Here is a 23,966-nt window from a genome sequence, read left to right as displayed (position 1 = left end):
GTCGTTGAGGTACGCGAGTTCCTCGGTCTTCTTCCAGGCCGTCAGCATCGCCGACGTCTGGTTGTAGTTCACCCGCTCCTGCCGCGTCCACGCCTGAGTGCGGGCGGCCAGGGCCAGGTTGTAGACCTTCCGCACGCAGCCGAACGTGCGCGACAGCTCGGCTGCCTGCGCATCGGTCGGCTGGAAGCGGTACTTGAACGCCCGCTTCACAGGGGTGGTCCGCACGGTTCACATACCAGCCCATCAGTTTGTGACGAGCTGCCGGTGGTTTGGGGTGAAAGCCGGTCCGCCCCGGCGGCGAACCGGCTTTCCCCGCCCCGCTCCGCGGGAGCTTCGTTTCTCCCCCGCAAGCGGGAGGTACCCCCACCCCCGGCTGAAGCCGGGGGTATCCACAAAGGAGAGCACCGATGAGCACTCGTCCCACCGGCCGCCGCACCCGAGCGGCACTCGCACTGACCGCCCTGCTCGGCGGCGCCGCCCTGACCGGCCTCCCCGCCACCACCGCCGCCGCCGCGGACGGCGCCCTCGCCGTCCAGTACCGCACCGGCTCCGGCGGGGCCACCGCCGACCAGAGCGAGCCCTGGTTCAAGGTCCGCAACACCGGCTCCACCACCGTGCGGTTGAGCCAGGTGAAGATCCGCTACTACTTCAAGGCCGACTCCCCGGACGCCTCGTACCGCTTCGCCTGCTCCTGGGCGGTCAGGGGCTGCTCCGCCGTCACCGGCACGTTCGGGACCCTCGCCCACCCCACGGCGACGGCCGACCGCTACCTGGAGATCGGGTTCACCGCGTCCGCCGGATCACTGGCCCCCGGCGCCGACACCGGGGACATGCAACTGCGCTTCCACCGGGCCGACTGGCGGACGCTGCGGCAGAGCGACGACTACTCCTTCGACGGCGCGCGGACCTCGTACGCCGACTGGAACAAGGTCACCGCCCGGCTCGCCGGCGCCACGGTGTGGGGCACCGCGCCCGAGGGCGACGACACCACGGACCCGACCGACCCGCCGGGCGACGGCCGGACCCTGTTCGACGACTTCTCCTACACCTCGCACACCGACCCGGCGCTCTCCGCGCACGGCTGGAGCGTGCGCTCCAACTCCGGCGGCCCCGGCGTGCCCGGCGCGGCCTGGGACCCGTCCAAGGTCACCTTCAGCGCCTCGGGCGGCAACTCGGTGATGAACCTGGAGACCTCCACCGCCGGCACCGGCGCCTCCACCGTCCACACCGAAGTCCTCACCAGGAGCATGAAGTTCAGGAACGGCACCTACGCCGCCCGGGTGCGGTTCTCCGACGCCCCCAAGTACGGCCCCGACGGCGACCGCGTCGTCCAGACCTTCTTCACCATCAACGACCTCAAGGCCCCGATGGCCGACGACTACGCCGAGTACGACTTCGAGTACCTGCCCAACGGGGGCTGGGGCGAGCCGTCCAACATCCTGTACACGACCTCGTGGGAGACCTACGATCCCGACCCCTGGCAGGCCGTCAACCAGCACAGCGAGAGCCGGCGCAGCTTCGCCGGCTGGCACGACCTCGTCGTGACCATCGACGACACCGCCATCACCTACTACGTGGACGGGCAGCACTTCGGCACCCACGACGCCGCGTACCTGCCCGAGCGCCCGATGTCGATCAACTTCAACCAGTGGCTGATCGACCTCGACGGCCAGACGTCGACCACACCCCGCGCCTACGACCAGCAGGTCGACTACGTGCTGCACGTCAAGGACCAGGTGCTCACCCCGGCCCAGGTGTCCGCGAGGATCGACGCCTACCGCGATGCCGGCACGTCCTTCGTGGACGAGGTCCCCGCTCCCTGAGCCCTCGCGCGGCGGCGTGATCCCCGCCAACCCGCCGGCCGGGTCCGCTCCGTGCGGACCCGGCCGCATTCCGGTGGGCGCCCGTCCGTTCCCCCCGCGTTCACGCAACCTTCCGGGGCTTCCGGGGCTTCCGCCGACGAGCCACGGGCGGGACCGGGGTCGCGGGACGGTGGTCACCCCATCGTGGGCAGTGCGCGGTGAGAGTGCCTTCACGGGGTAGAGGAGCTGCGATCAGTGACCGCTTTCCCGTGAGGAAGGGACATCCGGACATGACCGACGACGCCTACCTGGTCCTGCTCGACGACGCGGACGGACCGCTCGGCGTCCCCCTGGCCGCCGTGGGGGAACTCGCCTGCCTGGACACGCCGGCGGTGCGTGCCTGGCTCGGCGCGCAGGGGGTCACCGTCACCTCCCCCCGGTTGCGCCTCCTCCCGCCCGAGGAGACGGGGGCCATTCCGGAGGGCACCGAGCGCCTTCCCGTTCCGCTCGGCGCCGAGGAGCTGAGCCGCCTGCGCGGTGAGCTCACTCCCCCGGACCAGGCGCGGGTGGAGGAGGAACTGCTGGCCTACCGGTCCTGCACGAACGGACGGGACGGACTGCTGACGCGGGCGCTGGCCGCCGGGGTTCCGGCCCACCGGATCGCGGAACTGACCGGTGAGGACCTCACGACAGTGAAGGCGGCGGCCCACTGAGCGACGCGGCGTCCGGCCGCGGCGGGAAGCGGGAGCGACGCCGGTCTTGCCTGCGGCGGGCGGCCGGCGCAGGCTGGTCCCATGGGTGCGGGCCCGACGCTCATCACCTCCGTGCAGCGTGCCTTCCGGCTGCTGGAGGCGGCGGGCGCCCACGAGAACGGCGCGCCGGCGAAACAGCTGGCCCGTGAGACGGGGCTGCCCCTGGCCACGGCCTACCACCTGCTGCGCACGCTGGTGCACGACGGGTATCTGCGCAAGCTGGACGACGGCGGATTCGTCCTGGGCGACCGGTTCCAGACCCTGCACACGGCGGGCCGCGGCCAGGCGCTGCTCAGCCGGGTCCGGCCGGCGCTCGCCGCACTGCGGGACGAGCTGTCCACCGCCGCCTACCTCACCTTCTACGAGGACGGCGAGATCCGCGTCGCCGAGATCGTCGACAGCCCCCGCACCCCGCGGGCCGAGCTGTGGGTGGGGTTCGAGGACGCCGGGCACGCCACCGCGCTGGGCAAGTCGGTGCTCCGGGAGCTCGACGACGAGGCACGCAGGGAGTACCTCTCCCGGCACCCCCTCAACGACCTCACCCCGCGGACGATCACCACGGCTCCGGAGCTGATCCGCCGGCTCGAGACCAGCGACCTGGCGCCGGCCGTCACCGACCTGGAGGAGTACTCCCTGGGCACCGTCTGTGTCGCGGTGCCGGTCTACAGCGGGGACACCCTGGGCTCGCTCGGCGTCTCCATGCCGAAGGACCGGCTGCACCGGCTCGACGAGGTCCGCGAGCGCCTCCTGCCGACCGCCGGGCGGGTGACCCGAGGGCTGTCGTTCACTATCTGAAAAGCGCGCCCTTGTGACGTTCGCGACAGTCATCTTTCCTGGTCAAGTCAGGCATTACGGACGCGCGCACGCCGCGCAAAGGTGAGGACTGCGGACGACACATGAGTCACGCCCGTCAGCATGGACGCGACCACTGGCCGATACGGCAGTACCAGCGGGGAGTCCGCCACACGTGGTCGCCCCGGGCACGGGCCGCCGCGCACTGGGCCGCCGGCACGCCCGCCCTCCCCGTACTGATCGTCTTCCTCGTCGTGTTCGTCGACCTCGTCGGCGGAACGGGCACGGTCTGGCTGCCGCTGCTCGCCGCCGGACCGGCGCTGGCGGCGGCCACCAGCCGGCCGGCCGGGGTCCTCGGGGTGGGTCTCCTCGCTTCCCTCCTCGGCGGGGCGATCGGCGCCCGGCACGGCATGGCGGCCCCGGAGCTGGCCGTCGTGCTCGCCGCGCTGGTGACCGTCGCCCTGGCCGGCACGTTCGCCAGCGCCCTGCGCGGACGCCGGGAGCGGGTGCTCGCGGCCGTCCGTTCCGTCGCGGAGACCGCGCAGCACGCCCTGCTCAAGCCGGTCCCGGAGACCGTCGGCCCGTTCCAGGCGGCGGTCCACTACAGCGCCGCCGCGGCGGAGGCCCGGATCGGCGGCGACCTCTACGCCCTCATCCCCACCCCGCACGGGGTCAGGATGATCGTCGGTGACGTGCGCGGCAAGGGTCTGCCGGCCGTGGGGACGGCCGCCCTGGTGCTCGGTGTCTTCCGGGAGGCCGCCTACGACGAGCCGGACCTGCTGGACGTGGTCTGCCGGATCGAACGGAGCCTGGCCCGCAACCTCGGCCACGACGACTTCGTCACCGCCGTGGTCGCCGGCTACCCGGAGCCGGGGCGGCTGGAGGTGGTCAACTGCGGACACGCTCCCCCGCTGCTGGTCCGCGGCACCGAGGTGGTGCCGGTGGACCCCGTCAGCCCGGCGCCGCCCCTGGGGCTGCGTGCCCTGTCGGGTGAGTGCCCCGGCCTTCAGGTGGTGTCCTTCACCGAGGGGGACCAGCTGCTGTTCTACACCGACGGGGTCACGGAGGCCCGTGACGCCGGCCGTGAGTTCTACCCGCTGGCCGAGGGCCTGGCCCGGCACCTGTGCGACGAGCCGGCCCGTACGCTCGCCGCGCTGCACCAGGAACTGCTGGACCACGTGGGCGGCCGGCTGCACGACGACGCGGCACTGCTCCTGCTGCGCAAGCCCGTCCTCGCCGCCGGGGCGGTGGACGCGGACTCCCCCGTCGTCCTGCCGCTCACGGCGCGGCCGGAACCGGGCGTCGGCGGCGCCTTCGACGACCGTGAAGGCGCCGCCTAGGGCCGGTCCGTCAGGGCCGCTGGGCGGCGATCATGCGCCGGTACCAGTGGTAGCTGTCCTTCGGGGTGCGCTGCTGCGTGTCGTAGTCGACCCGGACGATGCCGAAGCGCTTGTCGTAGCCGAAGGCCCACTCGAAGTTGTCGAGCAGCGACCACACGTAGTAGCCGCGCACGTCCACGCCGGCGTCGATCGCGGCCCGCAGCGCGGTGAGGTGGTCGCGCAGGTACGCCACCCGGTCGGTGTCGTGCACGGCACCGTCCGCGCTCACCTCGTCGTCCTCGGCGGAGCCGTTCTCGGTGATGTGGACCGGCGGCAGGGCGTCGCCGTACTGCTCCTTCAGGTCCACCAGGAGGTCGGTGAAGGTGTCGGGGGCCACCGGCCAGCCCATCGCGGTGTGCCGGACGCCGGGCAGCGTCGTCTCGGCGTAGCGGTTGTCGGTCGCCACGCGCAGGGCGGGGTCGTCCTCGCGGTACGGGGCGTCGGCGACGACGATCGGGCGGTAGTAGTTGACGCCGAGGAAGTCCAGGGGCTGATGGATCAGCTCCAGGTCGCCGTCGCGGCGGAAGTCCTGTGCGGTGATCAGCTCACCCCAGGTGTCCTCCTCGGTGTCCGGGTAGCGCCCGGCGAGGATCGGCTCCGTCCACACCAGGTTGTGCAGGGTGTCGGCGCGTACGACGGCCTCCCGGTCGGCGGCGGAGCCGGTGGCGGGCAGGTGGTGGTCGAGGTTGAGGGTGATGCCGACCTCGCGGACGCCCGCGGACCGGAGCGCCTGGACGGCCAGTCCGTGGCCGACCAGGAGGTGGTGGGCGGCGGCCAGGGCGCCCCGGCCCTCGCGGGCGCCCGGGGCGTGACGGCCGACGGAGTAGCCGAGGAAGGCGCTGCACCACGGCTCGTTGAGGGTGATCCAGCGGGGCACCCGGTCGCCCAGGCGCTCGGCGACGACGGCCGCGTACTCGGCGAACCGCTCCGCGGTCTCCCGCACCCGCCAGCCGCCGCGGTCCTCGAGCGCCTGCGGGAGGTCCCAGTGGTAGAGGGTGGCGGCGGGCTCGATGCCGGCGGCGAGGAGTTCGTCGGCCAGGCGGGAGTAGAAGTCCAGGCCCTTGGGGTTCACCGGGCCGGTGCCGTCCGGCACGATCCGCGGCCAGGCGATCGAGAAGCGGTACGAGCCGACGCCGAGGTCGCGCAGCAGGGCCACGTCCTCGGGGTAGCGGTGGTAGTGGTCGCAGGCGGTGTCACCGGTGTCGCCGTTCGCGACCAGGCCGGGGGTGTGGCTGTAGGTGTCCCAGATCGACGGTCCGCGCCCGTCCTCGTACGCCGCGCCCTCGATCTGGTACGAGGCGGTCGCGGCGCCGAAGACGAAGCCGGGCGGGAAACGGGGGAAGTCGCTCATGCGGTGCGAGTCCATCTCGGTGTGTGCGGTGATCACTTGACGGAGCCCCCGGTGATGCCGGCGGCGATGTACTTCTGGGCGAGGACGAGCAGGATCGCGGCCGGGACGGCGGAGAGCACGGACGCGGCCATCACGGCGCCCCAGTCGCCGACGTGGGCGCCGATGTACTGGTAGATGCCCAGCGTGATCGGTTTGACGTCGTCGGTGGTGTTCAGGGTGAGCGCGAACATGAAGTCGCTCCACGAGAACAGGAACGCGAACAGGCCGGAGGTGATCAGCGAGTTGCGGCTCATCGGGAGCACCACCCGCAGGAAGACCCGTACCGGCCCGGCGCCGTCGATCTCGGCGGCCTCGATGACCTCGCCCGGGATGGACACCATGAAGGAGCGCATCAGGACGATGGAGAACGGGATGCCGAGCGAGGCGTCCGCGAGCATCAGGCCGAAGTAGGAGTTCACCAGGCCCAGGTCGACGTACGAGTTGTAGAGGGCGTTGGCGATGACGATGCCCGGCACCATCTGGGTGATCAGGGTGCCGAACACGATGGTGCGCGAGCCGCGCAGGCCGAACCGGGCCAGGCCGTAGGCCGCCGGGGCGGAGATCGCCAGGCAGATGGCGACGGCGCCGAAGGAGACCAGCAGCGAGGTCAGCAGGTGTCCGCCCTGGTCGTCGATGGCCTTGGAGAATCCGGAGAGGTCCAGGCTGCCGGGCACCGGGTCGACCTGGAGCAGGCCCGACTCGGGCTGGAGCGCCGTGTTGAGCATCCAGTACAGCGGGAAGAGCATCACGCCCAGGATCAGCACACCGGCGACGGTGGAGCCCCAGCGGCGCCGGGACGCGGCGGGAGTGTGAGCGGCCATGTCGGTCACTTCCCCTCGGTGCGGTTGGCCCGCAGGTAGAACACCGCGAACACCGCGGAGATGAGGATGAGTACGTTGCCGACGACCGCGCCGGCGCCGAAGTCCAGTTCCACGAAGGAGTTCTGGTAGGTGAGCGTGCCCAGGGTCTGGGTGGCGTCGGCGGGCCCGCCGTCGGTGAGGGCGAGGATCAGGTCGAGGATCTTGACCGTCGACATGAAGCCGAGCACCAGGACGACCGTGATCACCGGCTTGAGCATCGGCAGGGTGATGGAGCGGAAGGTCCGCCAGGCCGAGGCGCCGTCCAGGGCGGACGCCTCGTACAGCTCCTTGGGGATCTCCTGGAGGCCGCCGTAGAGGATGACCATGTTGAACGGGATGCCGATCCAGATGTTGACCAGGATCACCGAGAGCAGCGCCATGTCGGGGCTGGTCAGCCACGGGGTGCTGCCGCCCAGGCCCAGGGTGTCCAGGAAGGTGTTGAGCACGCCGGTGTCCTGGTCGAGGATGCGGCGCCAGACGATGCCGGACACCACCATGGGCACCAGCCAGGGCAGCAGGATCAGCGACCGCAGGACGCCGTTCAGGGGGAACCTGCGGTTGAAGAAGACGGCGAGGGCGAGGCCGATGCAGAACTGGCCGAGCAGGGAGCCGGCGGTGAAGACGAGGGTGTGCCACAGGGCCTTGCCGAACAGGACGTCCTGGAAGACGGACGACCAGTTGTCGGTGCCGTTGAAGGGGGCCTCGCCGGTGAAGAACGTCTTCGGCGTGTAGTGCTGGAAGCTCATCACGACGTTGCGGACGAGCGGGTAGCCGAAGAACAGCAGCATGAAGGCGACGGCGGGGGCGACGAAGCCCCACTGGGCGAGCCTGCGGCGCAGGCGCTGCCGGGCCGGGTCCGGCGCGGCGCCCTTCCCGGAGGTCTGCGCGGACACCGGGGTGGTGACGGTGGACGTGGTCATGGACGCGTACCTCAGTTCCCGCTCGTCGCGCGCTGCTGGGCGCGCTGCAGGGCGGTTTCGCTGGACTGGCCGGTCAGGGCGGACTGGAAGGCGCTCTGCAGGGCGAGCGAGACGCCCGACCAGCCGGCGCCGAGCTGGGCGGTGCGGGACCGGGCGGCGGCGACCTGGTCGGCCAGCGCGTCCAGCTCGGGCACCTCCTCGCGCCACTTCGCGGCGGCCTTCTCGTTGGCCGGGACCATCCAGCTGTTGAGGGCGTAGGTGAGCTGTTCCTTCTCGCTCGCCAGACAGGCGACGATCCGGCCGGCCGTCCTCTCGCGCTCGGTGTCGCCGGTGTTGGGCACGGTGAGCACCGCGCCGCCGAGCGGTCCCACCGAGTCGGCGCCCGCCTCGGGGACGGGGATCTGTGCGATCTCCCAGTTCAGCGACTTCTTGGTGTTGAGGGTCTCGACCTGCCACGGGCCGTTGATCATCATCGCGGCGTTCCCGGCCATGAACTGGTCGTTCACGTCGGCCTGCGTCCAGTTGACCGTGGACTTGGACAGCGACCCGTCCTGGAGCAGCGCCTTCCAGTAGTCGAGCGCCTCGACGACCTGGGGGCTGTCCAGATCCGTCTCGTCGCCGCCGTTGGACCACATGAACGGCGTGAACTGGAAGACGCCGTCCTCGGCGCCGCCCGCGCTGAGCGCCAGGCCGTACCGGTCGCCCTCGGTGAGCTTCTTCGCCGCCTCGCGCAGTTCGTCCCAGGTGGTGGGCACCCGTACGCCCGCCTCGTCCAGGATGTCCTTGTTGTAGAAGAGCGCGAGGGTGTTCACGGAGCGGGCCGCGCCGTAGTAGGTCCCCTTGTAGGAGCCGAAGTCCACGATGCCCTCGGGGACGTCGTCGGTGGCGAGGCCCAGGGTGCGCAGGTCGACGAGGCCGCCGGCGTCGGCGAAGGTCGGCATCTCGGAGGCGTCGAACTGCACGATGTCCGGCAGCGACTTCGACGAGGCCATGCGCAGGGCCTTCGTCATCACCTGCGCGGCGGGGACGCTCTGCTGCTCGATGCGCACGCCCAGCTGCTCGCCGCAGCGGGCCATCGCCTCGGCGTCCCAGCGGTGGTAGGTCTCGTCGGTCGAGGAGTTCATCACGGTGTACACGTCGCTGTCGCGCTGCTGTGCGCAGCCGGTCAGCGCCGCTCCGGCGATGAGGACGGAGACGGCGGCGAACGACGTGACGGCTCCGCGCGAACGTCCGCGCGCGCGGTGTGCGGCAACCGGAGGATGTGCTGTCACGGTGGGTGCCCTTGCGTGGGGACCGGCTCAGCCTGCGCTGAGCTGGTGACTCTTTCGGGAGGCTGGTGAAGCGCTTCGACTTGGGGCGGCTCTCGCCGAGGTGTTGCCTGGCGCTGCACCGGGTGTAATTTGTTTTGCCTGATTACTAATACGCCAGCGGAAGCCGGTCGCGCTAGACCCCCAGCGATACGATCTGCTTGCGCCAAGGCGTGACAGGTCCTGCGTCTCCTGTCATAGTTCCTGGTCAGAGGCTTCCTTCCGGGCCTCTGCCGCCCTCCCCCTCCGAGGAAGACCATGAAATTCACCGACGGCTTCTGGCGCATCCGTGACGGCGTCCAGATCTCGTACGCCACCGAAGTGCGCGATGTGCGCCCGGAATCGAAGCGCTTCACCGGCTATGCCGCCGTGAAGAAAGTGACCCGCAGGGGCGACACCCTGAACGCGCCGCTGATCACGGTCGAGTGCTTCTCCCCCGCCGAGGGCGTGATCGGCGTCCGGGTCACCCACCACGCGGGCAAGTACCGGCCGGGCCCCGACTTCGCCCTGGCCGGGGACGCGGACGGCGCCGGGGCGGTACGCCAGGACGGCACCGTCACCGAGCTGACCAGCGGTCCCCTGACCCTGCGCCTGGACGGGTCCGGTCCCTTCGGGCTCTCCTTCCACGACGCGGACGGACGCGAACTGACCCGCGCCGGCGCCAAGAGCACCGCCTTCGCCACCACCGGCGAGGGAGCCCACCACGTGCTGAGCCGGCTGTCGCTCGGCGTCGGCGAGCAGGTCTACGGCCTGGGCGAGCGCTTCACCCCGTTCGTCAAGAACGGCCAGACCGTCGACGTCTGGCAGGCCGACGGCGGCACGAGCAGCGAGCAGGCCTACAAGAACGTCCCGTTCTACCTCTCCTCCCGCGGCTACGGCGTCTTCGTCAACCACCCCGGCGCCGTCTCCTTCGAGATCGGCTCCGAGTCCGTCGGGCAGGTCCAGTTCAGCGTCGAGGACCAGGCGCTGGAGTACTACGTCGTCGCGGGCCCCACCCCGAAGGAGGTCCTCGGCCGCTACACGGCCCTCACCGGACGCCCGGCCCTGCCCCCGGCCTGGTCGTTCGGCCTGTGGCTCAGCACCTCCTTCACCACGTCGTACGACGAGGCGACGGTGACCTCGTTCGTCGACGGCATGGCCGAGCGCGGCATCCCGCTGTCGGTGTTCCACTTCGACTGCTTCTGGATGCGCGAGTACCAGTGGTGCGACTTCCAGTGGGACCCGGAGGTCTTCCCCGACCCGGAGGGCATGCTGGCCCGGCTCAAGGAGAAGGGCCTGCGGATCAGCGCCTGGATCAACCCGTACATCGCCCAGAAGTCCCCGCTCTTCGACGAGGCCGCCGCCCTCGGGCACCTGGTGCGCCGCCCGAACGGCGACGTGTGGCAGTGGGACCTGTGGCAGGCCGGCATGGGCCTGGTCGACTTCACCAGTCCCGACGCCCGCGCCTGGTTCCAGTCCAAGCTCAAGCCACTGCTCGACCAGGGGGTGGACAGCTTCAAGACGGACTTCGGCGAGCGCATCCCCACCGATGTCGTCTGGCACGACGGCTCCGACCCCGAGCGGATGCACAACTACTACACCCACCTGTACAACCGGACGGTGTTCGAGCTCCTGGAGAAGGAGCGCGGGCAGGGCGAGGCCGTGCTCTTCGCCCGGTCCGCGACCGCCGGCGGCCAGCAGTACCCGGTGCACTGGGGCGGCGACTGCTGGTCGTCCTTCGAGGCGATGGCCGAGTCGCTGCGCGGCGGTCTGTCCCTGTCGCTGAGCGGGTTCGGCTTCTGGAGCCACGACATCGGCGGCTTCGAGGGCACGCCCGTCCCCGAGGTGTTCAAGCGCTGGCTCGCCTTCGGCCTGCTCTCCTCGCACAGCCGGCTGCACGGCTCCACGTCGTACCGGGTGCCGTGGGAGTTCGGCGACGAGGCGGTCGACGTCGCCCGGCGGTTCACCCTGCTCAAGCACCGCCTGATGCCGTACCTGTACGGCGCCGCCGCCGAGGCCCACCACACGGGCGTCCCGGTGATGCGGCCCATGCTGCTGGAGTTCCCCCGGGACCCGGCGTGCCGCCCGCTCGACCGCCAGTACATGCTGGGCCCCGACCTGCTGGTCGCGCCGGTGTTCAGCGAGGACGGCGAGGTGGAGGTCTATCTGCCCGAGGGCACCTGGACGCACCTGCTGAGCGGCGAGCGGGTCACCGGCCCGTGCTGGCGCACCGAACGGCACGGCTACGACAGCCTCCCGCTCTACGTCCGTGAGGGCGCCGTGCTGCCGCTGGCCGGCGACGACTCCAGGCCCGACGGCGACTGGCTGGACGCCCCGGTCCTGCTCGTGCACCCGTCGGCCGCGGCCGACTACGCGGCCGAGGTCACCGTGCCGGACACGGCGGGGCTTCCGGCCGCGACGTTCCGGGTCCGGCGGGACGGCGACGTCCTGCGGGTCACGGCGTCCGGGACCGACCGGCCGTTCACGGTGCGCGTGCCCGGCGGGCCGGAGGCACAGGGCGCGGGCGAGGTGACGCTGCCCCTGGGATGACGGGGTCACGCACCCGGGTGGCTGCCCGGGCCGTGGCCGGGTCCCGCGAGGGGGGTCGGTGAGAGGGCCGCGGGTTCCTCACCGGCCTCCAGCAGGGTGTCCGCCGCGCCCACGATCAGCGGGTCCGGCTTGCCCAGCGCCCCGTGGTCCTTCGCCGGATAGTCGCAGCGGTCGAGGAGGCTGCGCATGGCCTCCAGCCGGCCCCGGCGCTTGTCGTTGTTCTTCACGACCGTCCACGGCGCGTGGGACGTGTCCGTCGCCCGGAACATCTCGATCTTGGCCTCGGTGTAGTCGTCCCAGCGGTCGAGCGAGGCGAGGTCCATCGGCGACAGCTTCCAGCGGCGCACCGGGTCGACCTGGCGGATCGCGAACCGGGTCCGCTGCTCGGCCCGGGACACGGAGAACCAGAACTTCACCAGCATGATGCCGTCGTCGGTGAGCAGCCGCTCGAACAGGGGCGCCTGCTCGAGGAACTGGTGGTACTCGGCGTCCGTGCAGAACCCCATGACCCGCTCGACGCCCGCGCGGTTGTACCAGGAGCGGTCGAAGAAGACGATCTCGCCGCAGGACGGCAGGTGGGCCACGTAGCGCTGGAAGTACCACTGTCCCGCCTCCCGCTCGGTCGGCTTCTCCAGGGCGACCACGCGGGCGCCACGGGGGTTGAGGCGTTCCATGAACCGCTGGATGGTGCCGCCCTTGCCGGCCGCGTCCCGTCCCTCGCAGAGCACGACGATGCGCTGGCCGGTGTCCTTGACCCACCGCTGCATCTTCAGCAGTTCAATCTGCAGGATGCGTTTGGTGCGGTCGTACTCCGCCCGGCGGATCTTGCGGTCGTAGGGGTGGTTCTCCCGCCAGGTCTCGATCGGGGTGCCGTCGGCGTCGAGCAGCACGGGCCGCTCCGGGCGCCGGTCGTCCACCTCCAGCCCGTGGAGCAGGTCGTCGCCGTCGCCGCCGGTCTCCGTCCGGCCGTCCGGCGCGTCCGTGTGTTCGGCCGTCACGTCGCCTCCCGCGTTTTTACGAGTGCGTCACAAGAAGCGTATGCCCACCGGGCGTTTTGCGGTGATTCGAGCGCGGGTCCGGGGAAGGAGCAGGATCGGGCGGAGCACGTGCGCGAGCGGCGCCTTCCGTCCGTGTTCGGGCATCTCATGCAGGCACTGGTACCCAGACGAAGGGGACGCACGACGTGCGGATCGATCTGAAGGGCCGTACGGCGCTGGTCACCGGCTCCACCCAGGGCATCGGTGCGGCGATCGCCACCGGCTGGCGCGGGCGGGCGCCCGGGTCGCGGTCAACGGGCGCTCCGCCGAGCGCGTACGGGACGGTGCCGCCGCCCTCGAGCGGGAGGTGCCGGGCGCCGACGTGGTGCCGGTCGCGGCGGACGTGACCACCGAGGCGGGCGCCGGACAGGTCGCCGCGGCCCTGCCGCGGGTGGACATCCTCGTCAACGACCTCGGCGTCTTCGGTTCCGCCGACCCGCTGGAGATCACCGACGACGAGTGGCGGCGCTACTTCGAGGTGAACGTCCTGGCCGCCGTGCGGCTGCCCCGGCTCTTCCTGCCGGGCACGACCGGGCGCGGCTGGGGGCGCGTCCAGTACATCGCCAGCGACTCGGCGATCGTCACGCCCGCCGAGATGATCCACCTCTCTTGCCGGGCAGGGTCGAAGGGAACCCCTGAACAGCCGGGCAGGAACGTCCGGCAGAAGGCGGGGCTGAACCGGAGCATCCTGGCCCAGGGCTGGGGCCTGCTGCGCCGCCGCACCGGTGAGAAGGCCCCCGGGCGGGTGGAGGACGTCCCCGCCCCGTACACGTCGCTGCGGTGCAGTGCCTGCGGCCGGATCGAGAAGGACTCGCGCAAGAGCCAAGCCGGGTTCGTCTGCGTGTCCTGCGGATTCACCTGCGACGCCGACGAGAACGCGGCAGTCGACGTCGCGGCAGGACAGGGCGGGATCCCCCGCCCCCGGCGCACAGCCGGTGCCGGAGGGGTGACAGCGGCCACCAGCCGCTCGAGCACCCGTGAACCTCAACCCGTCCGGGTTGGAACTCCCCTCTTTTGAGAGGGGGAGGATGTCAAATGGTCGTCTACCTCAGCTCGGAGCAGGCCCCCGCGACGACGGGAGGAGCACTGCGCGTCGACGGCGGCTACGTCGACGCGATCCTGCCCTGAGCGCGGGCGGTGGTCAGCGCAGCAGCTGGACGAGGGCGAGGGTGCCGATCGTGACGATGAGGGCGCGCAGCACCGCGGGGCTGAACCTGCGGCCGGTCCTGGCACCGAGCTGGCCGCCGAGGGCGGATCCGACCGCGATGAGCGCGACGGCCGTCCAGTCGAAGTCGGCGACGAAGACGAAGAAGGCCGCCGCGACCGTGTTGACGATCGCCGCGAGCACGTTCTTGACGGCGTTGAGGCGTTGCAGCGGCTCGTCGATGAGCAGCCCCATCAGGGAGATGTAGATGATGCCCTGCGCGGCGGAGAAGTAGCCGCCGTAGACGCTGGCCAGGGTCAGGCCGATGGACAGCGGCCATCCGCCGTCGCGGCGGGAGGGGTGCCCCTTCGCGCGGCGGCTGCGCACCTTCTTGCCGATCAGGGGCTGGAACGCGACGAGGAGGAGGGCGAGCCCCACCAGGGTCGGCACGATGGTCTCGAACGCCTCGGCGGGCAGGGCCAGCAGAAGCGTCGCGCCGCAGAGCCCGCCCAGCGCGGCGCCGACGCCGAGCCTGCGCACGCGCCGGCCCTGTCCTGCGAGTTCCCTGCGGTAGCCGATGGCGCCGCTGACGGAGCCGGGAATCAGTCCGAGCGCGTTGGAGACCGTGGCGGTGACGGGGGACAGCCCGGTGGCGAGCAGTACGGGAAAGGTCACCAGCGTTCCCGAGCCGACGACGGCGTTCATGGCGCCGGCGCCGACGCCCGCCGCGAAGACGCCGAGCATCTCCAGCGGCGTCATGCCGCGGCCCCGGTCGCCTCGTCGCCGCCCGGGGGTGCCTGTCGCGGGCCGGGGCCCGGATGAACGTTCATGGGAGGACGCTAACGCCCGGACCCTTCGGTGATCACCGAAGGGTCCGGGACGGTCTCCGGGATCGGGGGAGGCGGGCCACGCCCGCGTGGACGCCGTTGTCCTCCGGGGGCGGCGGGGCCGTCCGGAACCACTCCGGTGCGGTCGCCGGGCCGGGGCCGGCCGGCTCCGGGCCGAGGAGTCCGGCCGTCAGGCTGGATCCGGCGGCGGCGCCGTGCTGGCACGCCGCACCAGCCGGGTCGGGACGAGGGTGGTGCCCCGCTCGGGGCCGACCTGGCGCATCTTGCTCAGCACCGCCTGCACGCAGAGCCGGCCCACCTCGGCGAAGTCCTGGTGGACGGTGGTCAGCGGGGGCAGGAAGGAGGACGCCTCGGGGATGTCGTCGAAGCCGATGACGCTGACGTCCTCGGGGACGCGCCGGCCGTGTTCGTGCAGGGCGCGCAACAGGCCGAGCGCCATCTGGTCGTTGGCGGCGAAGACGGCCGTGCACTCCTGACGGGCCGCGAGTTCGAGGCCGGCCCGGTAGCCCGAGTCCGCCGACCAGTCGCCCCGGACAAGGGGCGGCGGCACCCGTCCGGCCTCGGTAAGGGCGGCGCGCCAGGCGGCCGTACGGCGTTGTGCGGCGAACGAGTCCTCGGGGCCGCCCAGGTGCCACACCGTGCGGTGACCGAGGCCGAGCAGGTGCTGGACGGCGGCGCGGGTGCCGCCCGCCTGGTCGGTGTCGACGACCGTGTAGCGGTCGCCGGCATCGGAGTCGACCACCACGACCTGGACGTGCGGGGGCAGGGTGACCGTCGCCGCGTCCAGCAGGTGGACCTCCATGATGACGATCACGGCGTCGACGGCGAGTTCCTCCAGCCGGGAGAACGCCCCGCGCACCTCGTCCTGGGTGGGCACGGCGACCGGCAGCAGCGTCACCGCGTAGCCCTCGCGCGCGGCGGAGGTGGCGATCGCCTCCAGAGTGCGCACGTTGCCGGTGGTGGACAGGGTGAAGGTGATGACGCCGATGGTGCGGAACTCGCCGCGTTTGAGGGCGCGGGCCGCGCTGTTGGGCCGGTAGCCGAGTTCCTTCATCGCGGCCAGCACCTGACGGCGGGTCTCCTCGGTCACCCCGGCATAGCCGTTGGAGACACGGGAGACGGTCTGGGACGAGACCCCCGCCAGGCGGGCCACGTCGGCCATGGAGGCCGTGGTCCGGGCGCCGCCCCGGGTGCGGCGCGCGCCGCCGACCGCGGTGGCCGTCCCGGTGGCGGGGCCGGGTGCGTCCGCCGGCGTTCTCTCGGCCGTGTCCACTCGCCGTCAGCCGCCTTCCTGTCACTGCTCGCGTCACGGTTTCCCCAGGAAACCCTTGACCGTCCTCAGGAGGGCAGTGTAAACATGCCGCCATCCGATGTTTACGTAAACATAACAGCTCCCCGGCGCTTCGCGGCAGCCGATGTTTACGCAAACATCACGTGCAGGGGGCATGCCGTCCGGCTCACGCGCCGGGCGGCGGCCGGTCCGGAACGGTGACGAGCGAGGAACGACATGACGACGCTGCAACCGCCGGTGGCCGCCGAGGCGCGGCCTGCCCCGCCCCCCGCGGGGCGGGACCGCCGCTCCTGGACGGGGTGGGGCTTCATCGGCCCCTTCGTGGCCGTGTTCGCCCTGGTGTTCCTGGCACCGATCGCGTACTCGCTCTACCTGAGCCTCTTCCGCGACCAGCTCATCGGCGGGACCACCTTCGTCGGCCTCGACAACTACGAACAGGCGCTGCGGGACGAGCGGTTCTGGGCGGCCCTCGGCCGGGTCTCGCTCTTCCTGTGCGTCCAGGTGCCGATCATGCTCGGCATCGCGCTGCTGGTGGCACTGGCCCTGGACAGCGGCCGGCTCTACGGCAAGAGCTTCTTCCGCATCACGATCTTCCTGCCGTACGCGGTGCCCGCCGTGGTCGCCACCCTGATGTGGGGCTTCATGTACGGCACGAAGTACGGCCTGGTCGGCGACATCAACGGGGCGTTCGGCGTCTCGCTGCCCGACCCGCTCTCCCCCGACCTGGTGCTGGCGTCCATCGGCAACATCGTCACCTGGGAGTTCGTCGGCTACAACATGCTGATCTTCTACTCCGCGCTGCGCGTCATACCGCACTCCCTGTACGAGGCGGCGGAGATCGACGGCGCCGGACAGCTCCGCGTGATCACCGCGATCAAGCTGCCCGCGATCCGGGGCGCCCTGGTCATCGCGACGATCTTCTCCATCATCGGCAGCTTCCAGCTGTTCAACGAGCCGAACATCCTGCGTCCGCTCGCCCGCAACGCCCTCACCACCGACTACACGCCGAATTTCTACACGTACTCGCTGTCCTTCAACGGCCAGCAGCACAACTACTCCGCGACGGTGGCCATCATCATGGGCCTGATCACGATGGTGATCGCCTACGTCGTGCAACTGCGCGGCATGCGCAAGGGAGCGTGACCCGATGAGCAGCCCTCTCACCACCGCCTCCCCGGCCGCACCCGCCAGGGCCTCCGGTCCCGGCCGCGGCGCGCCACGGCTGCGCGGGACGCGCAGGCACTCCGCCGACAAGCCCAGGCGCAGCGTGCTGCTGACCGTGCTGACCTCCCTGGTCGTCGTCTACACCGTCGTGCCGCTGATCTGGCTGGTCGTCAACGCCACCAAGACGCAGGCGGGGCTGGCCGACTCGGCCGGGATGTGGTTCGCCGACGACTTCGCGCTGTGGGACAACATCCGCTCCACGTTCACCTACCACGACGGCGTGTTCACGCGCTGGCTGCTGAACACCCTGCTGTACGTGGTGCTGGGCGCCGGCGGGGCCACCCTCCTCGCGGTCCTCGGCGGTTACGCGCTGGCGAAGTTCGACTTCCCCGGCAAGCGCGGCGTCTTCGCCACGGTCATCGGCGCGGTGGCGGTGCCCGCCACGGCCCTCGCGGTGCCCACCTTCCTGATGTTCAGCGAAATGGGCCTGACCGACACCCCGTGGGCGGTGATCGTCCCCTCGCTGGTCTCGCCGTTCGGCCTGTACCTGATGTGGGTGTTCGCCACCGAGGCCGTCCCCTCCGAGCTCCTCGAGGCCGCCCGCATCGACGGGGCCGGCGAGGCGCGCACCTTCTTCACCGTCGCCCTCCCACTGCTCGCCCCCGGCATCGTGACGGTGCTGCTGTTCACCACGGTCGCCACCTGGAACAACTACTTCCTGCCGCTGATCATGCTCAAGGATCCGGACTGGTACCCGCTGACGCTCGGTCTGAGCGCGTGGAACTCCCAGGCCGAGACCGTCGGCGGCGAGGTCGTCTTCAACCTGGTGATCACCGGTTCGCTGATCACCATCCTGCCGCTCATCGCCGCGTTCCTGCTGCTCCAGAAGTACTGGCAGTCGGGTCTCGCCGCGGGCAGCGTCAAGGAGTGACCGCGCGGCCCCCCGGCCGCCCCCTCAGGCCCGCCCCCCGCACCACCACCCTCGCCCCCGTCCCGCCCACGAAGAAGTGGAAGCACCCTCATGCGCAGAAACACCGGCCGCCTGCTGCGCGGCATCGCCCTTCTGTCCGCCGTGGCCCTGGGCGCCACCGCCTGCGGCGGCTCCGACGACGGCTCCACCGGCGAGGCGGTCTCCGCCTCGGACGTCCAGGCGGCCCTGAAGAAGGGCGGCACGGTGACGGTGTGGGCCTGGGAGCCCACGCTGAAGACGGTCGCCGCCGATTTCGAGAAGAAGTACCCGAAGGTCAAGGTCAACCTCGTCAGCGAGCGGTCGGGCGACAAGCACTACACCGCGCTGTCGAACGCGATGTCGGCCGAGAAGGGCGTCCCGGACGTCGCGCAGATCGAGTACTTCGCGGTGAACCAGTACGCCCTCGGCAAGGGCCTCACCGACCTGGCCCCCTTCGGCGCCGACAAGCTGGCCGCCAAGTACACGCCCGGTCCGTGGAACGCCGTGAGCGAGGACGAGGCGGTCTACGGCCTGCCGATGGACTCCGGCCCGATGGCGATGTTCTACAACAAGAAGGTCTTCGACAAGCACAAGATCGCCGTCCCGACCACCTGGGACGAGTACGTCGACGCCGCGCGCAAGCTGCACAAGGCCGACCCCGGGGTCTACATCGCCAATGACGCCGGCGACGCCGGCTTCACCACCAGCCTGCTGTGGCAGGCCGGTTCGCGTCCGTACAAGGTCGACGGCACCAACGTGAAGATCGACTTCAGCGACGCGAAGGCCAGGAAGTTCACGGACACCTGGCAGAAGCTCATCGACGAGAAGCTCCTCGCCCCGGTCAACGGCTGGACCGACGAGTGGTACAAGGGCCTGGGCGACGGCAGCATCGCCACCCTGACCACCGGTGCCTGGATGCCCGCCAACTTCGTCAGCGGCGTGCCGAACGCGGCCGGCGACTGGCGCGCGGCCCCGATGCCGGCCTGGACCGAGGGCGACAAGGCCAGTGCGGAGAACGGCGGCAGCTCGCTGACCCTGCCCTCGCTCGGCAAGAACAAGGAACTCGCCTACGCCTTCGTGGAGTACGCGAACTCCGGTGACGGCATCCGAACCCGCGTCGAGCAGGGCGCCTTCCCGGCCACCAAGGCGGAGCTGCAGTCCGCCGACTTCCAGAGCACCAAGTTCGACTACCTCGGCGGCCAGGAGGCGAACAAGATCTTCGCCGAGTCCGCCGCGAACGTCGCCAGCGACTGGACGTACCTGCCGTTCCAGCAGTACGCCCACTCGGTCTTCAACGACACGGTCGGCAAGGCCTACGTCTCGGACACCACGCTCGCGGACGGTCTGAAGGCCTGGCAGGACGCCTCGGTGAAGTACGCCGAGGAACAGGGCTTCACCGTCGAGAAGTAGGACGGCACCAGACACCGGGCGGCGCGGACGGACTCCGCGCCGCCCCCCGCGCACCACACCCCCGGAAGGACCGCCATGATCTCCACCCTCCTGTCCCGCACCGGCGGGGCGGACGGTGACCCCGCTCCCCGTCTCGTCTACGGCGCCGACTACAACCCCGAGCAGTGGCCCCGCACCGTGTGGGAGGAGGACGTCCGGCTGATGCGCGAGGCCGGCGTGAACCTCGTGTCCGTGGGGATCTTCTCCTGGGCTCGGCTGCAACCGGCCGAGGACACCTGGGACTTCGCCTGGCTCGACGAGGTGATGGACCTGCTGCACGAGGGCGGCATCGGCGTCGACCTCGCCACCGCCACCGCCTCCCCGCCGCCCTGGCTCACCACCGCCCACCCGGAGATCCTCCCGGTCACGGCCACCGGCGAGACCCTCTGGCCGGGGGCGCGCCAGCACTGGCGGCCCACCTCGCCCGTCTTCCGCCAGCACGCGCTGCGCCTGGTGCGGGAGCTGGCGACCCGCTACGCCGGTCATCCGGCGCTCGTCGCCTGGCACGTCAACAACGAGCTGGGCTGCCACAACGTCTACGACTACTCCGACGACGCGGCCCGTGCCTTCCGCGACTGGCTGCGCGCCCGCTACACCACGCTGGAGGCGCTCAACACCGCCTGGGGCACGGCCTTCTGGTCGCAGCGGTACACCGACTGGGAGCAGATCCTGCCGCCGCGGCTGGCCGCCTCCCACCCCAACCCCACCCAGCAGCTCGACTTCAAGCGCTTCTCCTCGGACGTGCTCAAGGAGCACCTGCGCGCCGAGCGGGAGATCCTGCGGGAGCTGACCCCGGACGTCCCCGTCACCACCAACTTCATGCTGACGGGCGGCGTCAAGGGCATGAACTACCCGGACTGGGCGGGCGAGGTCGACTTCGTCTCCAACGACCACTACGTCCACCCCGGCCCGCAGGACCGCGACGAGCTGTCCTTCTCCGCCAACCTCACCAGCGGCATCTCCGGCGGACGGCCCTGGTTCCTGATGGAGCACTCCACCAGCGCCGTCAACTGGCAGCCCGTCAACGTGGCCAAGCGTCCCGGTGACCTGGCCCGCGACTCGCTGCTGCACGTCGCCCACGGCGCCGACGCGGTCTGCTTCTTCCAGTGGCGGCAGTCGGCGGCGGGCGCCGAGAAGTACCACTCGGCGATGGTCCCGCACGCCGGCGCGGACAGCGAGCTGTTCCGCGCGGTGGCCGCGCTCGGCGCCACCCTCGAGACCCTCGCCCCGGTCACCGGGTCCGAGCGGGAGCCCGCCCGGGTCGGCATCCTCTACGACTGGGAGTCGTGGTGGGCGAGCGAGCAGGACTCCCACCCCACCTCCCTGCTCGACTACCGGCAGGAGGCGCTCGACTGGTACTCGGCGCTGCTCGCCCTCGGCGTCCGCGCCGACCTCGTCACCACCCGGGCCGACCTGCACCGCCACCAGGTGCTGATCGCCCCCGTGCTGCACATGGTCCCCGCCGACCTGGCGAAGACCCTCGCCCGGTACGCCGAACAGGGCGGCCATCTGATCACCACGTACTTCTCCGGTGTCGTCGACGAGCACGACCACGTCTGGCTCGGCGGCTATCCGGGCGCCCTGCGGGACCTGCTCGGCATCCGCATCGAGGAGTTCGGCCCGCTGCTCGCCGGTGACAGCGTCGAGCTCGACGACGGCACGACCGGCACCCTGTGGACCGACCGGATCACCGTGTCCGATGCCGGGACCGAGGTCCTGGCCCGCTACCGCACCGGCGAGCAGTCGGGCAGGCCCGCCGTCACCCGGCGGCCTGCGGGCGGGGGTTCCGCCGCGTACGTCTCCACCCGGCTCGGTGTCGAGGGGCTCACCTCGCTGCTGCCCCGGCTGCTGGAGCCGGCCGGCGTGGAGAGCGAACTGCCCGCCGAGGTGCGGGGGCTGGTCGAGCCGGTCGTACGCCGGAGCGCCGAGGACCGGTTCCTGTTCCTGGTGAACCGGACCGACGGCACCGTCCCGGTGCGCGGTCTCGACGGGGAGGTGCTCGTCGGCACCGCCGGCGCCGACGGCGTCCTCACGCTCGGGCCCCGCGCGGTCGCCGTACTGCGGCAGCCGGCCGCCTGACACCCCACAGCTCCCCGGAACGGCACGCACCCGTTCCGGGGGCCGTCCCCTCCCGCCGCCAGCCGGTGCGGCGGGAGGGTCCACCGAAGCGCGACCACACACCTCCATGTTGGGAGCACACCGATGGCACGCCGCACCCGCAACAGACGGCTCCTCACGGCCGCCGGGCTCACCGCCGCCCTGGCCACCGGGGCCGCCCTGATCCCCGGGCCGACGTCCGCCGCCCAGGCCGCGGACCTCCCCTCCGTCACCGTCCGGCCCGACCCCTCCTACCAGCAGGAGGAGTTCGAGGGCTGGGGCACCAGCCTCGTCTGGTTCGCCAACGCCACCGGCGACTACCCGCCTCAGATCCGCGAGAAGCTCGCACGGCTGCTGTTCGGCGACGACGGCCTCGCCCTGAACATCGCCCGGTACAACATCGGCGGCGGCAACGCCCCCGACGTGAAGGACTATCTGCGGGCCGGCGGCGCGGTCGAGGGCTGGTGGAAGGCGCCCTCGGGCACCACCCGCGAGGACACCGACTGGTGGGACGCCGAGGACCCCGCCGACTGGAACGAGAACGCCGACGCCACCCAGCGGTGGTGGGTGGACCGCATCAAGAAGGACATCACCCACTGGGAGACCTTCAGCAACTCCCCGCCCTGGTTCATGACCGTCAGCGGCTATGTGTCCGGCGGGTTCGACGCCGGCGCCGACCAGCTGAAGACCGAGTCGGTCGACGACTTCGCCGCCTACCTGGCGGGCGCCACCAAGCGGCTGGAGAAGGCGCACGGCATCGAGGTCGACACCGTCGACCCCTTCAACGAGCCGAACACCACCTACTGGAGCACCCGGCTCGGCGCGGACGGCGAACCCGTCGGCGGCCGTCAGGAGGGCGCCCACATCGGTCCCGAGCTCCAGGAGAAGGTGCTCCACGCCCTCTCCCCCGCACTGAGGAAGGCGAAGACCAAGGCGGAGATCTCCGCCATGGACGAGACCAACCCGTCCCTCTTCGCTCAGAACTGGAACACCTACTCGCCCGAGGCGCGCGACCTCGTCGACCAGCTGAACGTCCACACCTACGGCACCGGTCAGCGCACCACCGTGCGCGACATCGCCAAGGCCGAGGACAAACGGCTGTGGATGAGCGAGGTCGAGGGCGACTGGGGCGACGGACAGAGCTTCACGGACATGCGTCCCGGTCTCGGCCTCGCCCAGCGCATCGTCGACGACCTGCGCGAACTGGAACCACGCGCCTGGGTGTTCTGGCAGCCCGTCGAGGACCACGACAACATGAAACCCGGCGGCGAGTCCGCCAAGGGCGGCAACTGGGGCGAGATCCAGCTCCCCTTCAGCTGCACCGCCGAGGACACCCTCGAGACCTGCCCCATATACACGAACACGAAGTTCGACACCGCCCGCAACTTCACCCACTTCATCAAGCCGGGCGACCGGCTGATCAAGGTGGACGACACCTCCAGCGCGGCGGCGGTGACGAAGAACGGCAAGGGCGCCTCGCTCGTCCACGTCAACAGCACCACCGGGGCGCGCGACGTCACCGTCGACCTGTCCAAGTTCCGCACCATCAGCCGGAACGCGACCGTCACGCCCGTCGTGACCAGCGCCGACGGCAAGCTGGAGCGGCACCGGGCGATCAAGGTCAGCGACCGCGCGGCCACCTTCACCGTGCCCGCCCAGTCGGTGACGTCCTTCGTCGTCAAGGGCGTCTCCGGCGTCGCGGAGGACGCCCCGCTGCTGCGCGAGGGACACACGTACACCCTCACCGGTGTGCAGAGCGGCAAGGCGGTCACCGTGGCCGGTGACGGCACGAAGCTCGTCATCGGCACCGGCGACGGCTCCGCCTCCCAGCGGTGGCGGCTGAGCGCGGTGCGCCCCGACGACGGCGTGCGCGAGCGCTACGAGTTCACCAGCCCGGTGGACGGCGGGCGGCTGGCCGTGCGCGACGACGTCCCGGTGGCCGAACCGCACACCGGTGAACGGGACCCGGCCGCCGAATGGATCATGTCCACGACGGGTGACGGCACCTGGACCCTGGTGAACGCGGCCACCGGCCGCCTCCTGGAGGTCGGCGGGCAGGCCACGCACGAGGGTGCCGCGGTCACGACGTGGCAGCCCAACTCCGGTTCCAACCAGCGCTGGACGGTCACGGACGTCACGGACTGACCGGTCCCGCCGGGCCCGGCCGCACCGCCCGCGCGGTGCGGCCGGGCCGCTTCCGCCCACTCCTTGGAGAACCAGTGGCACAGGACGACGCCGCCGAGCGCGAGGTGCGCC

Annotated in this window: 19 protein-coding genes and 2 pseudogenes; 13 read left to right on the top strand and 8 right to left on the bottom strand. The window is 71.3% G+C overall.

Annotated features, from left to right (window positions below; translation table 11 throughout):
* Positions 1 to 225: helix-turn-helix domain-containing protein (locus AB0A94_RS29245; protein ID WP_361748911.1), on the bottom strand; the 225-nt coding region annotated here is incomplete at its 3' end.
* A 182-nt stretch (positions 226 to 407) separates the two neighbouring features.
* Here AB0A94_RS29245 and AB0A94_RS29240 point away from each other — a divergent pair.
* From AB0A94_RS29240 to AB0A94_RS29225, 4 genes are all read left to right on the top strand, one after another.
* Entirely contained in the window at positions 408 to 1,823 is a 1,416-nt protein-coding gene (locus AB0A94_RS29240; RefSeq protein ID WP_361748909.1) for a cellulose binding domain-containing protein, read from the top strand.
* Between the two features lie 269 nt (positions 1,824 to 2,092).
* Positions 2,093 to 2,515 carry a DUF6003 family protein gene (locus tag AB0A94_RS29235; RefSeq protein ID WP_361748908.1) on the top strand — a complete coding sequence of 141 codons (423 nt, stop codon included), beginning with the start codon at positions 2,093 to 2,095 and terminating at the stop codon, positions 2,513 to 2,515.
* An 81-nt stretch (positions 2,516 to 2,596) separates the two neighbouring features.
* Positions 2,597 to 3,349 carry an IclR family transcriptional regulator gene (locus AB0A94_RS29230; protein WP_361748907.1) on the top strand — a complete coding sequence of 251 codons (753 nt, stop codon included), beginning with the start codon at positions 2,597 to 2,599 and terminating at the stop codon, positions 3,347 to 3,349.
* 101 nt (positions 3,350 to 3,450) lie between these two features.
* Positions 3,451 to 4,686: a PP2C family protein-serine/threonine phosphatase gene (locus tag AB0A94_RS29225; RefSeq protein WP_361748906.1), complete on the top strand. Its 1,236-nt coding sequence runs from the start codon at positions 3,451 to 3,453 to the stop codon at positions 4,684 to 4,686.
* Between the two features lie 10 nt (positions 4,687 to 4,696).
* On the opposite strand, the gene AB0A94_RS29220 is transcribed toward AB0A94_RS29225, so the two are convergent.
* From AB0A94_RS29220 to AB0A94_RS29205, 4 genes are read right to left on the bottom strand one after another with little or no spacing between them, the layout of a single operon-like run.
* Positions 4,697 to 6,076: a GH1 family beta-glucosidase gene (locus tag AB0A94_RS29220; protein WP_361748905.1), complete on the bottom strand. Its 1,380-nt coding sequence runs from the start codon at positions 6,074 to 6,076 to the stop codon at positions 4,697 to 4,699.
* A gap of 32 nt (positions 6,077 to 6,108) precedes the next feature.
* Positions 6,109 to 6,936 carry a carbohydrate ABC transporter permease gene (locus AB0A94_RS29215; protein WP_217134037.1) on the bottom strand — a complete coding sequence of 276 codons (828 nt, stop codon included), beginning with the start codon at positions 6,934 to 6,936 and terminating at the stop codon, positions 6,109 to 6,111.
* Positions 6,937 to 6,941: 5 nt separating this feature from the next.
* Entirely contained in the window at positions 6,942 to 7,895 is a 954-nt protein-coding gene (locus AB0A94_RS29210; protein WP_361748904.1) for a sugar ABC transporter permease, read from the bottom strand.
* 11 nt (positions 7,896 to 7,906) lie between these two features.
* Positions 7,907 to 9,166 carry a sugar ABC transporter substrate-binding protein gene (locus AB0A94_RS29205; protein ID WP_361748903.1) on the bottom strand — a complete coding sequence of 420 codons (1,260 nt, stop codon included), beginning with the start codon at positions 9,164 to 9,166 and terminating at the stop codon, positions 7,907 to 7,909.
* Positions 9,167 to 9,460: 294 nt separating this feature from the next.
* On the opposite strand from AB0A94_RS29205, the gene yicI reads away from it, so the two are divergent.
* Positions 9,461 to 11,731 (top strand): alpha-xylosidase, encoded by a 2,271-nt coding sequence (gene yicI / locus AB0A94_RS29200; protein WP_361748902.1) that lies wholly within the window; start codon positions 9,461 to 9,463, stop codon positions 11,729 to 11,731.
* A 5-nt stretch (positions 11,732 to 11,736) separates the two neighbouring features.
* On the opposite strand, the gene ppk2 is transcribed toward yicI, so the two are convergent.
* Positions 11,737 to 12,729 (bottom strand): polyphosphate kinase 2, encoded by a 993-nt coding sequence (gene ppk2 / locus AB0A94_RS29195; RefSeq protein WP_361748901.1) that lies wholly within the window; start codon positions 12,727 to 12,729, stop codon positions 11,737 to 11,739.
* Positions 12,730 to 12,914: 185 nt separating this feature from the next.
* Here ppk2 and AB0A94_RS29190 point away from each other — a divergent pair.
* From AB0A94_RS29190 to AB0A94_RS29180, 3 genes and pseudogenes are all read left to right on the top strand, one after another.
* Positions 12,915 to 13,372, top strand: a pseudogene (locus tag AB0A94_RS29190) (SDR family NAD(P)-dependent oxidoreductase); the annotation flags it as partial.
* The gene (locus AB0A94_RS29185) at positions 13,364 to 13,786 is read left to right on the top strand and encodes a transposase (protein ID WP_361748918.1); all 423 of its coding nucleotides are present in this window, start codon (positions 13,364 to 13,366) and stop codon (positions 13,784 to 13,786) included. The pseudogene AB0A94_RS29190 and the gene AB0A94_RS29185, both read left to right, overlap by 9 nt.
* A 17-nt stretch (positions 13,787 to 13,803) precedes the next feature.
* A pseudogene (locus AB0A94_RS29180) lies at positions 13,804 to 13,896 on the top strand (oxidoreductase); the annotation flags it as partial.
* Between the two features lie 13 nt (positions 13,897 to 13,909).
* Here the strand turns inward: AB0A94_RS29180 and AB0A94_RS29175 are convergent.
* Both AB0A94_RS29175 and AB0A94_RS29170 read right to left on the bottom strand, forming a co-directional pair.
* Positions 13,910 to 14,671, bottom strand: coding sequence for a sulfite exporter TauE/SafE family protein (locus AB0A94_RS29175; RefSeq protein ID WP_361748900.1), 762 nt, complete (start codon positions 14,669 to 14,671; stop codon positions 13,910 to 13,912).
* A 258-nt stretch (positions 14,672 to 14,929) separates the two neighbouring features.
* A complete protein-coding gene (locus tag AB0A94_RS29170; protein ID WP_361748917.1) occupies positions 14,930 to 15,922 on the bottom strand; it encodes a LacI family DNA-binding transcriptional regulator in 993 nt (330 codons plus the stop codon).
* A 345-nt stretch (positions 15,923 to 16,267) separates the two neighbouring features.
* Between AB0A94_RS29170 and AB0A94_RS29165 the strand changes: the two genes are divergently transcribed.
* From AB0A94_RS29165 to AB0A94_RS29145, 5 genes are all read left to right on the top strand, one after another.
* Positions 16,268 to 17,194 carry a sugar ABC transporter permease gene (locus AB0A94_RS29165; RefSeq protein WP_361748899.1) on the top strand — a complete coding sequence of 309 codons (927 nt, stop codon included), beginning with the start codon at positions 16,268 to 16,270 and terminating at the stop codon, positions 17,192 to 17,194.
* A gap of 4 nt (positions 17,195 to 17,198) precedes the next feature.
* Positions 17,199 to 18,146, top strand: coding sequence for a carbohydrate ABC transporter permease (locus AB0A94_RS29160; protein WP_361748897.1), 948 nt, complete (start codon positions 17,199 to 17,201; stop codon positions 18,144 to 18,146).
* A gap of 90 nt (positions 18,147 to 18,236) precedes the next feature.
* Complete coding sequence (locus AB0A94_RS29155) at positions 18,237 to 19,574, top strand: sugar ABC transporter substrate-binding protein (RefSeq protein ID WP_361748896.1); 1,338 nt, start codon at positions 18,237 to 18,239, stop codon at positions 19,572 to 19,574.
* A 75-nt stretch (positions 19,575 to 19,649) separates the two neighbouring features.
* Positions 19,650 to 21,692: a beta-galactosidase gene (locus AB0A94_RS29150; protein WP_361748895.1), complete on the top strand. Its 2,043-nt coding sequence runs from the start codon at positions 19,650 to 19,652 to the stop codon at positions 21,690 to 21,692.
* Positions 21,693 to 21,815: 123 nt separating this feature from the next.
* On the top strand, positions 21,816 to 23,855 hold the full coding sequence (locus tag AB0A94_RS29145; protein WP_361748894.1) for an RICIN domain-containing protein: 2,040 nt from the start codon (positions 21,816 to 21,818) through the stop codon (positions 23,853 to 23,855).
* Positions 23,856 to 23,966 lie beyond the last annotated feature (111 nt).

It is taken from the genome of Streptomyces sp. NPDC044984, from assembly GCF_040646935.1.
Classification (GTDB): Bacteria; Actinomycetota; Actinomycetes; order Streptomycetales; family Streptomycetaceae; genus Streptomyces.
Note: the sequence above shows the minus strand (reverse complement) of the source record. Positions and strands in the feature narration are given on the sequence as shown.

Bases quoted from the DNA above. Each gene is read 5' to 3' on its own strand.
- AB0A94_RS29240 (WP_361748909.1), top strand. From the start codon at position 408: ATGAGCACTCGTCCCACCGGCCGCCGCACCCGAGCGGCACTCGCACTG.
- AB0A94_RS29235 (WP_361748908.1), top strand. From the start codon at position 2,093: ATGACCGACGACGCCTACCTGGTCCTGCTCGACGACGCGGACGGACCG.
- AB0A94_RS29230 (WP_361748907.1), top strand. From the start codon at position 2,597: ATGGGTGCGGGCCCGACGCTCATCACCTCCGTGCAGCGTGCCTTCCGG.
- AB0A94_RS29225 (WP_361748906.1), top strand. From the start codon at position 3,451: ATGAGTCACGCCCGTCAGCATGGACGCGACCACTGGCCGATACGGCAG.
- AB0A94_RS29220 (WP_361748905.1), bottom strand. From the start codon at position 6,076: ATGAGCGACTTCCCCCGTTTCCCGCCCGGCTTCGTCTTCGGCGCCGCG.
- AB0A94_RS29215 (WP_217134037.1), bottom strand. From the start codon at position 6,936: ATGGCCGCTCACACTCCCGCCGCGTCCCGGCGCCGCTGGGGCTCCACC.
- AB0A94_RS29210 (WP_361748904.1), bottom strand. From the start codon at position 7,895: ATGACCACGTCCACCGTCACCACCCCGGTGTCCGCGCAGACCTCCGGG.
- yicI (WP_361748902.1), top strand. From the start codon at position 9,461: ATGAAATTCACCGACGGCTTCTGGCGCATCCGTGACGGCGTCCAGATC.
- AB0A94_RS29185 (WP_361748918.1), top strand. From the start codon at position 13,364: ATGATCCACCTCTCTTGCCGGGCAGGGTCGAAGGGAACCCCTGAACAG.
- AB0A94_RS29175 (WP_361748900.1), bottom strand. From the start codon at position 14,671: ATGACGCCGCTGGAGATGCTCGGCGTCTTCGCGGCGGGCGTCGGCGCC.
- AB0A94_RS29170 (WP_361748917.1), bottom strand. From the start codon at position 15,922: ATGGCCGACGTGGCCCGCCTGGCGGGGGTCTCGTCCCAGACCGTCTCC.
- AB0A94_RS29165 (WP_361748899.1), top strand. From the start codon at position 16,268: ATGACGACGCTGCAACCGCCGGTGGCCGCCGAGGCGCGGCCTGCCCCG.
- AB0A94_RS29160 (WP_361748897.1), top strand. From the start codon at position 17,199: ATGAGCAGCCCTCTCACCACCGCCTCCCCGGCCGCACCCGCCAGGGCC.
- AB0A94_RS29155 (WP_361748896.1), top strand. From the start codon at position 18,237: ATGCGCAGAAACACCGGCCGCCTGCTGCGCGGCATCGCCCTTCTGTCC.
- AB0A94_RS29150 (WP_361748895.1), top strand. From the start codon at position 19,650: ATGATCTCCACCCTCCTGTCCCGCACCGGCGGGGCGGACGGTGACCCC.
- AB0A94_RS29145 (WP_361748894.1), top strand. From the start codon at position 21,816: ATGGCACGCCGCACCCGCAACAGACGGCTCCTCACGGCCGCCGGGCTC.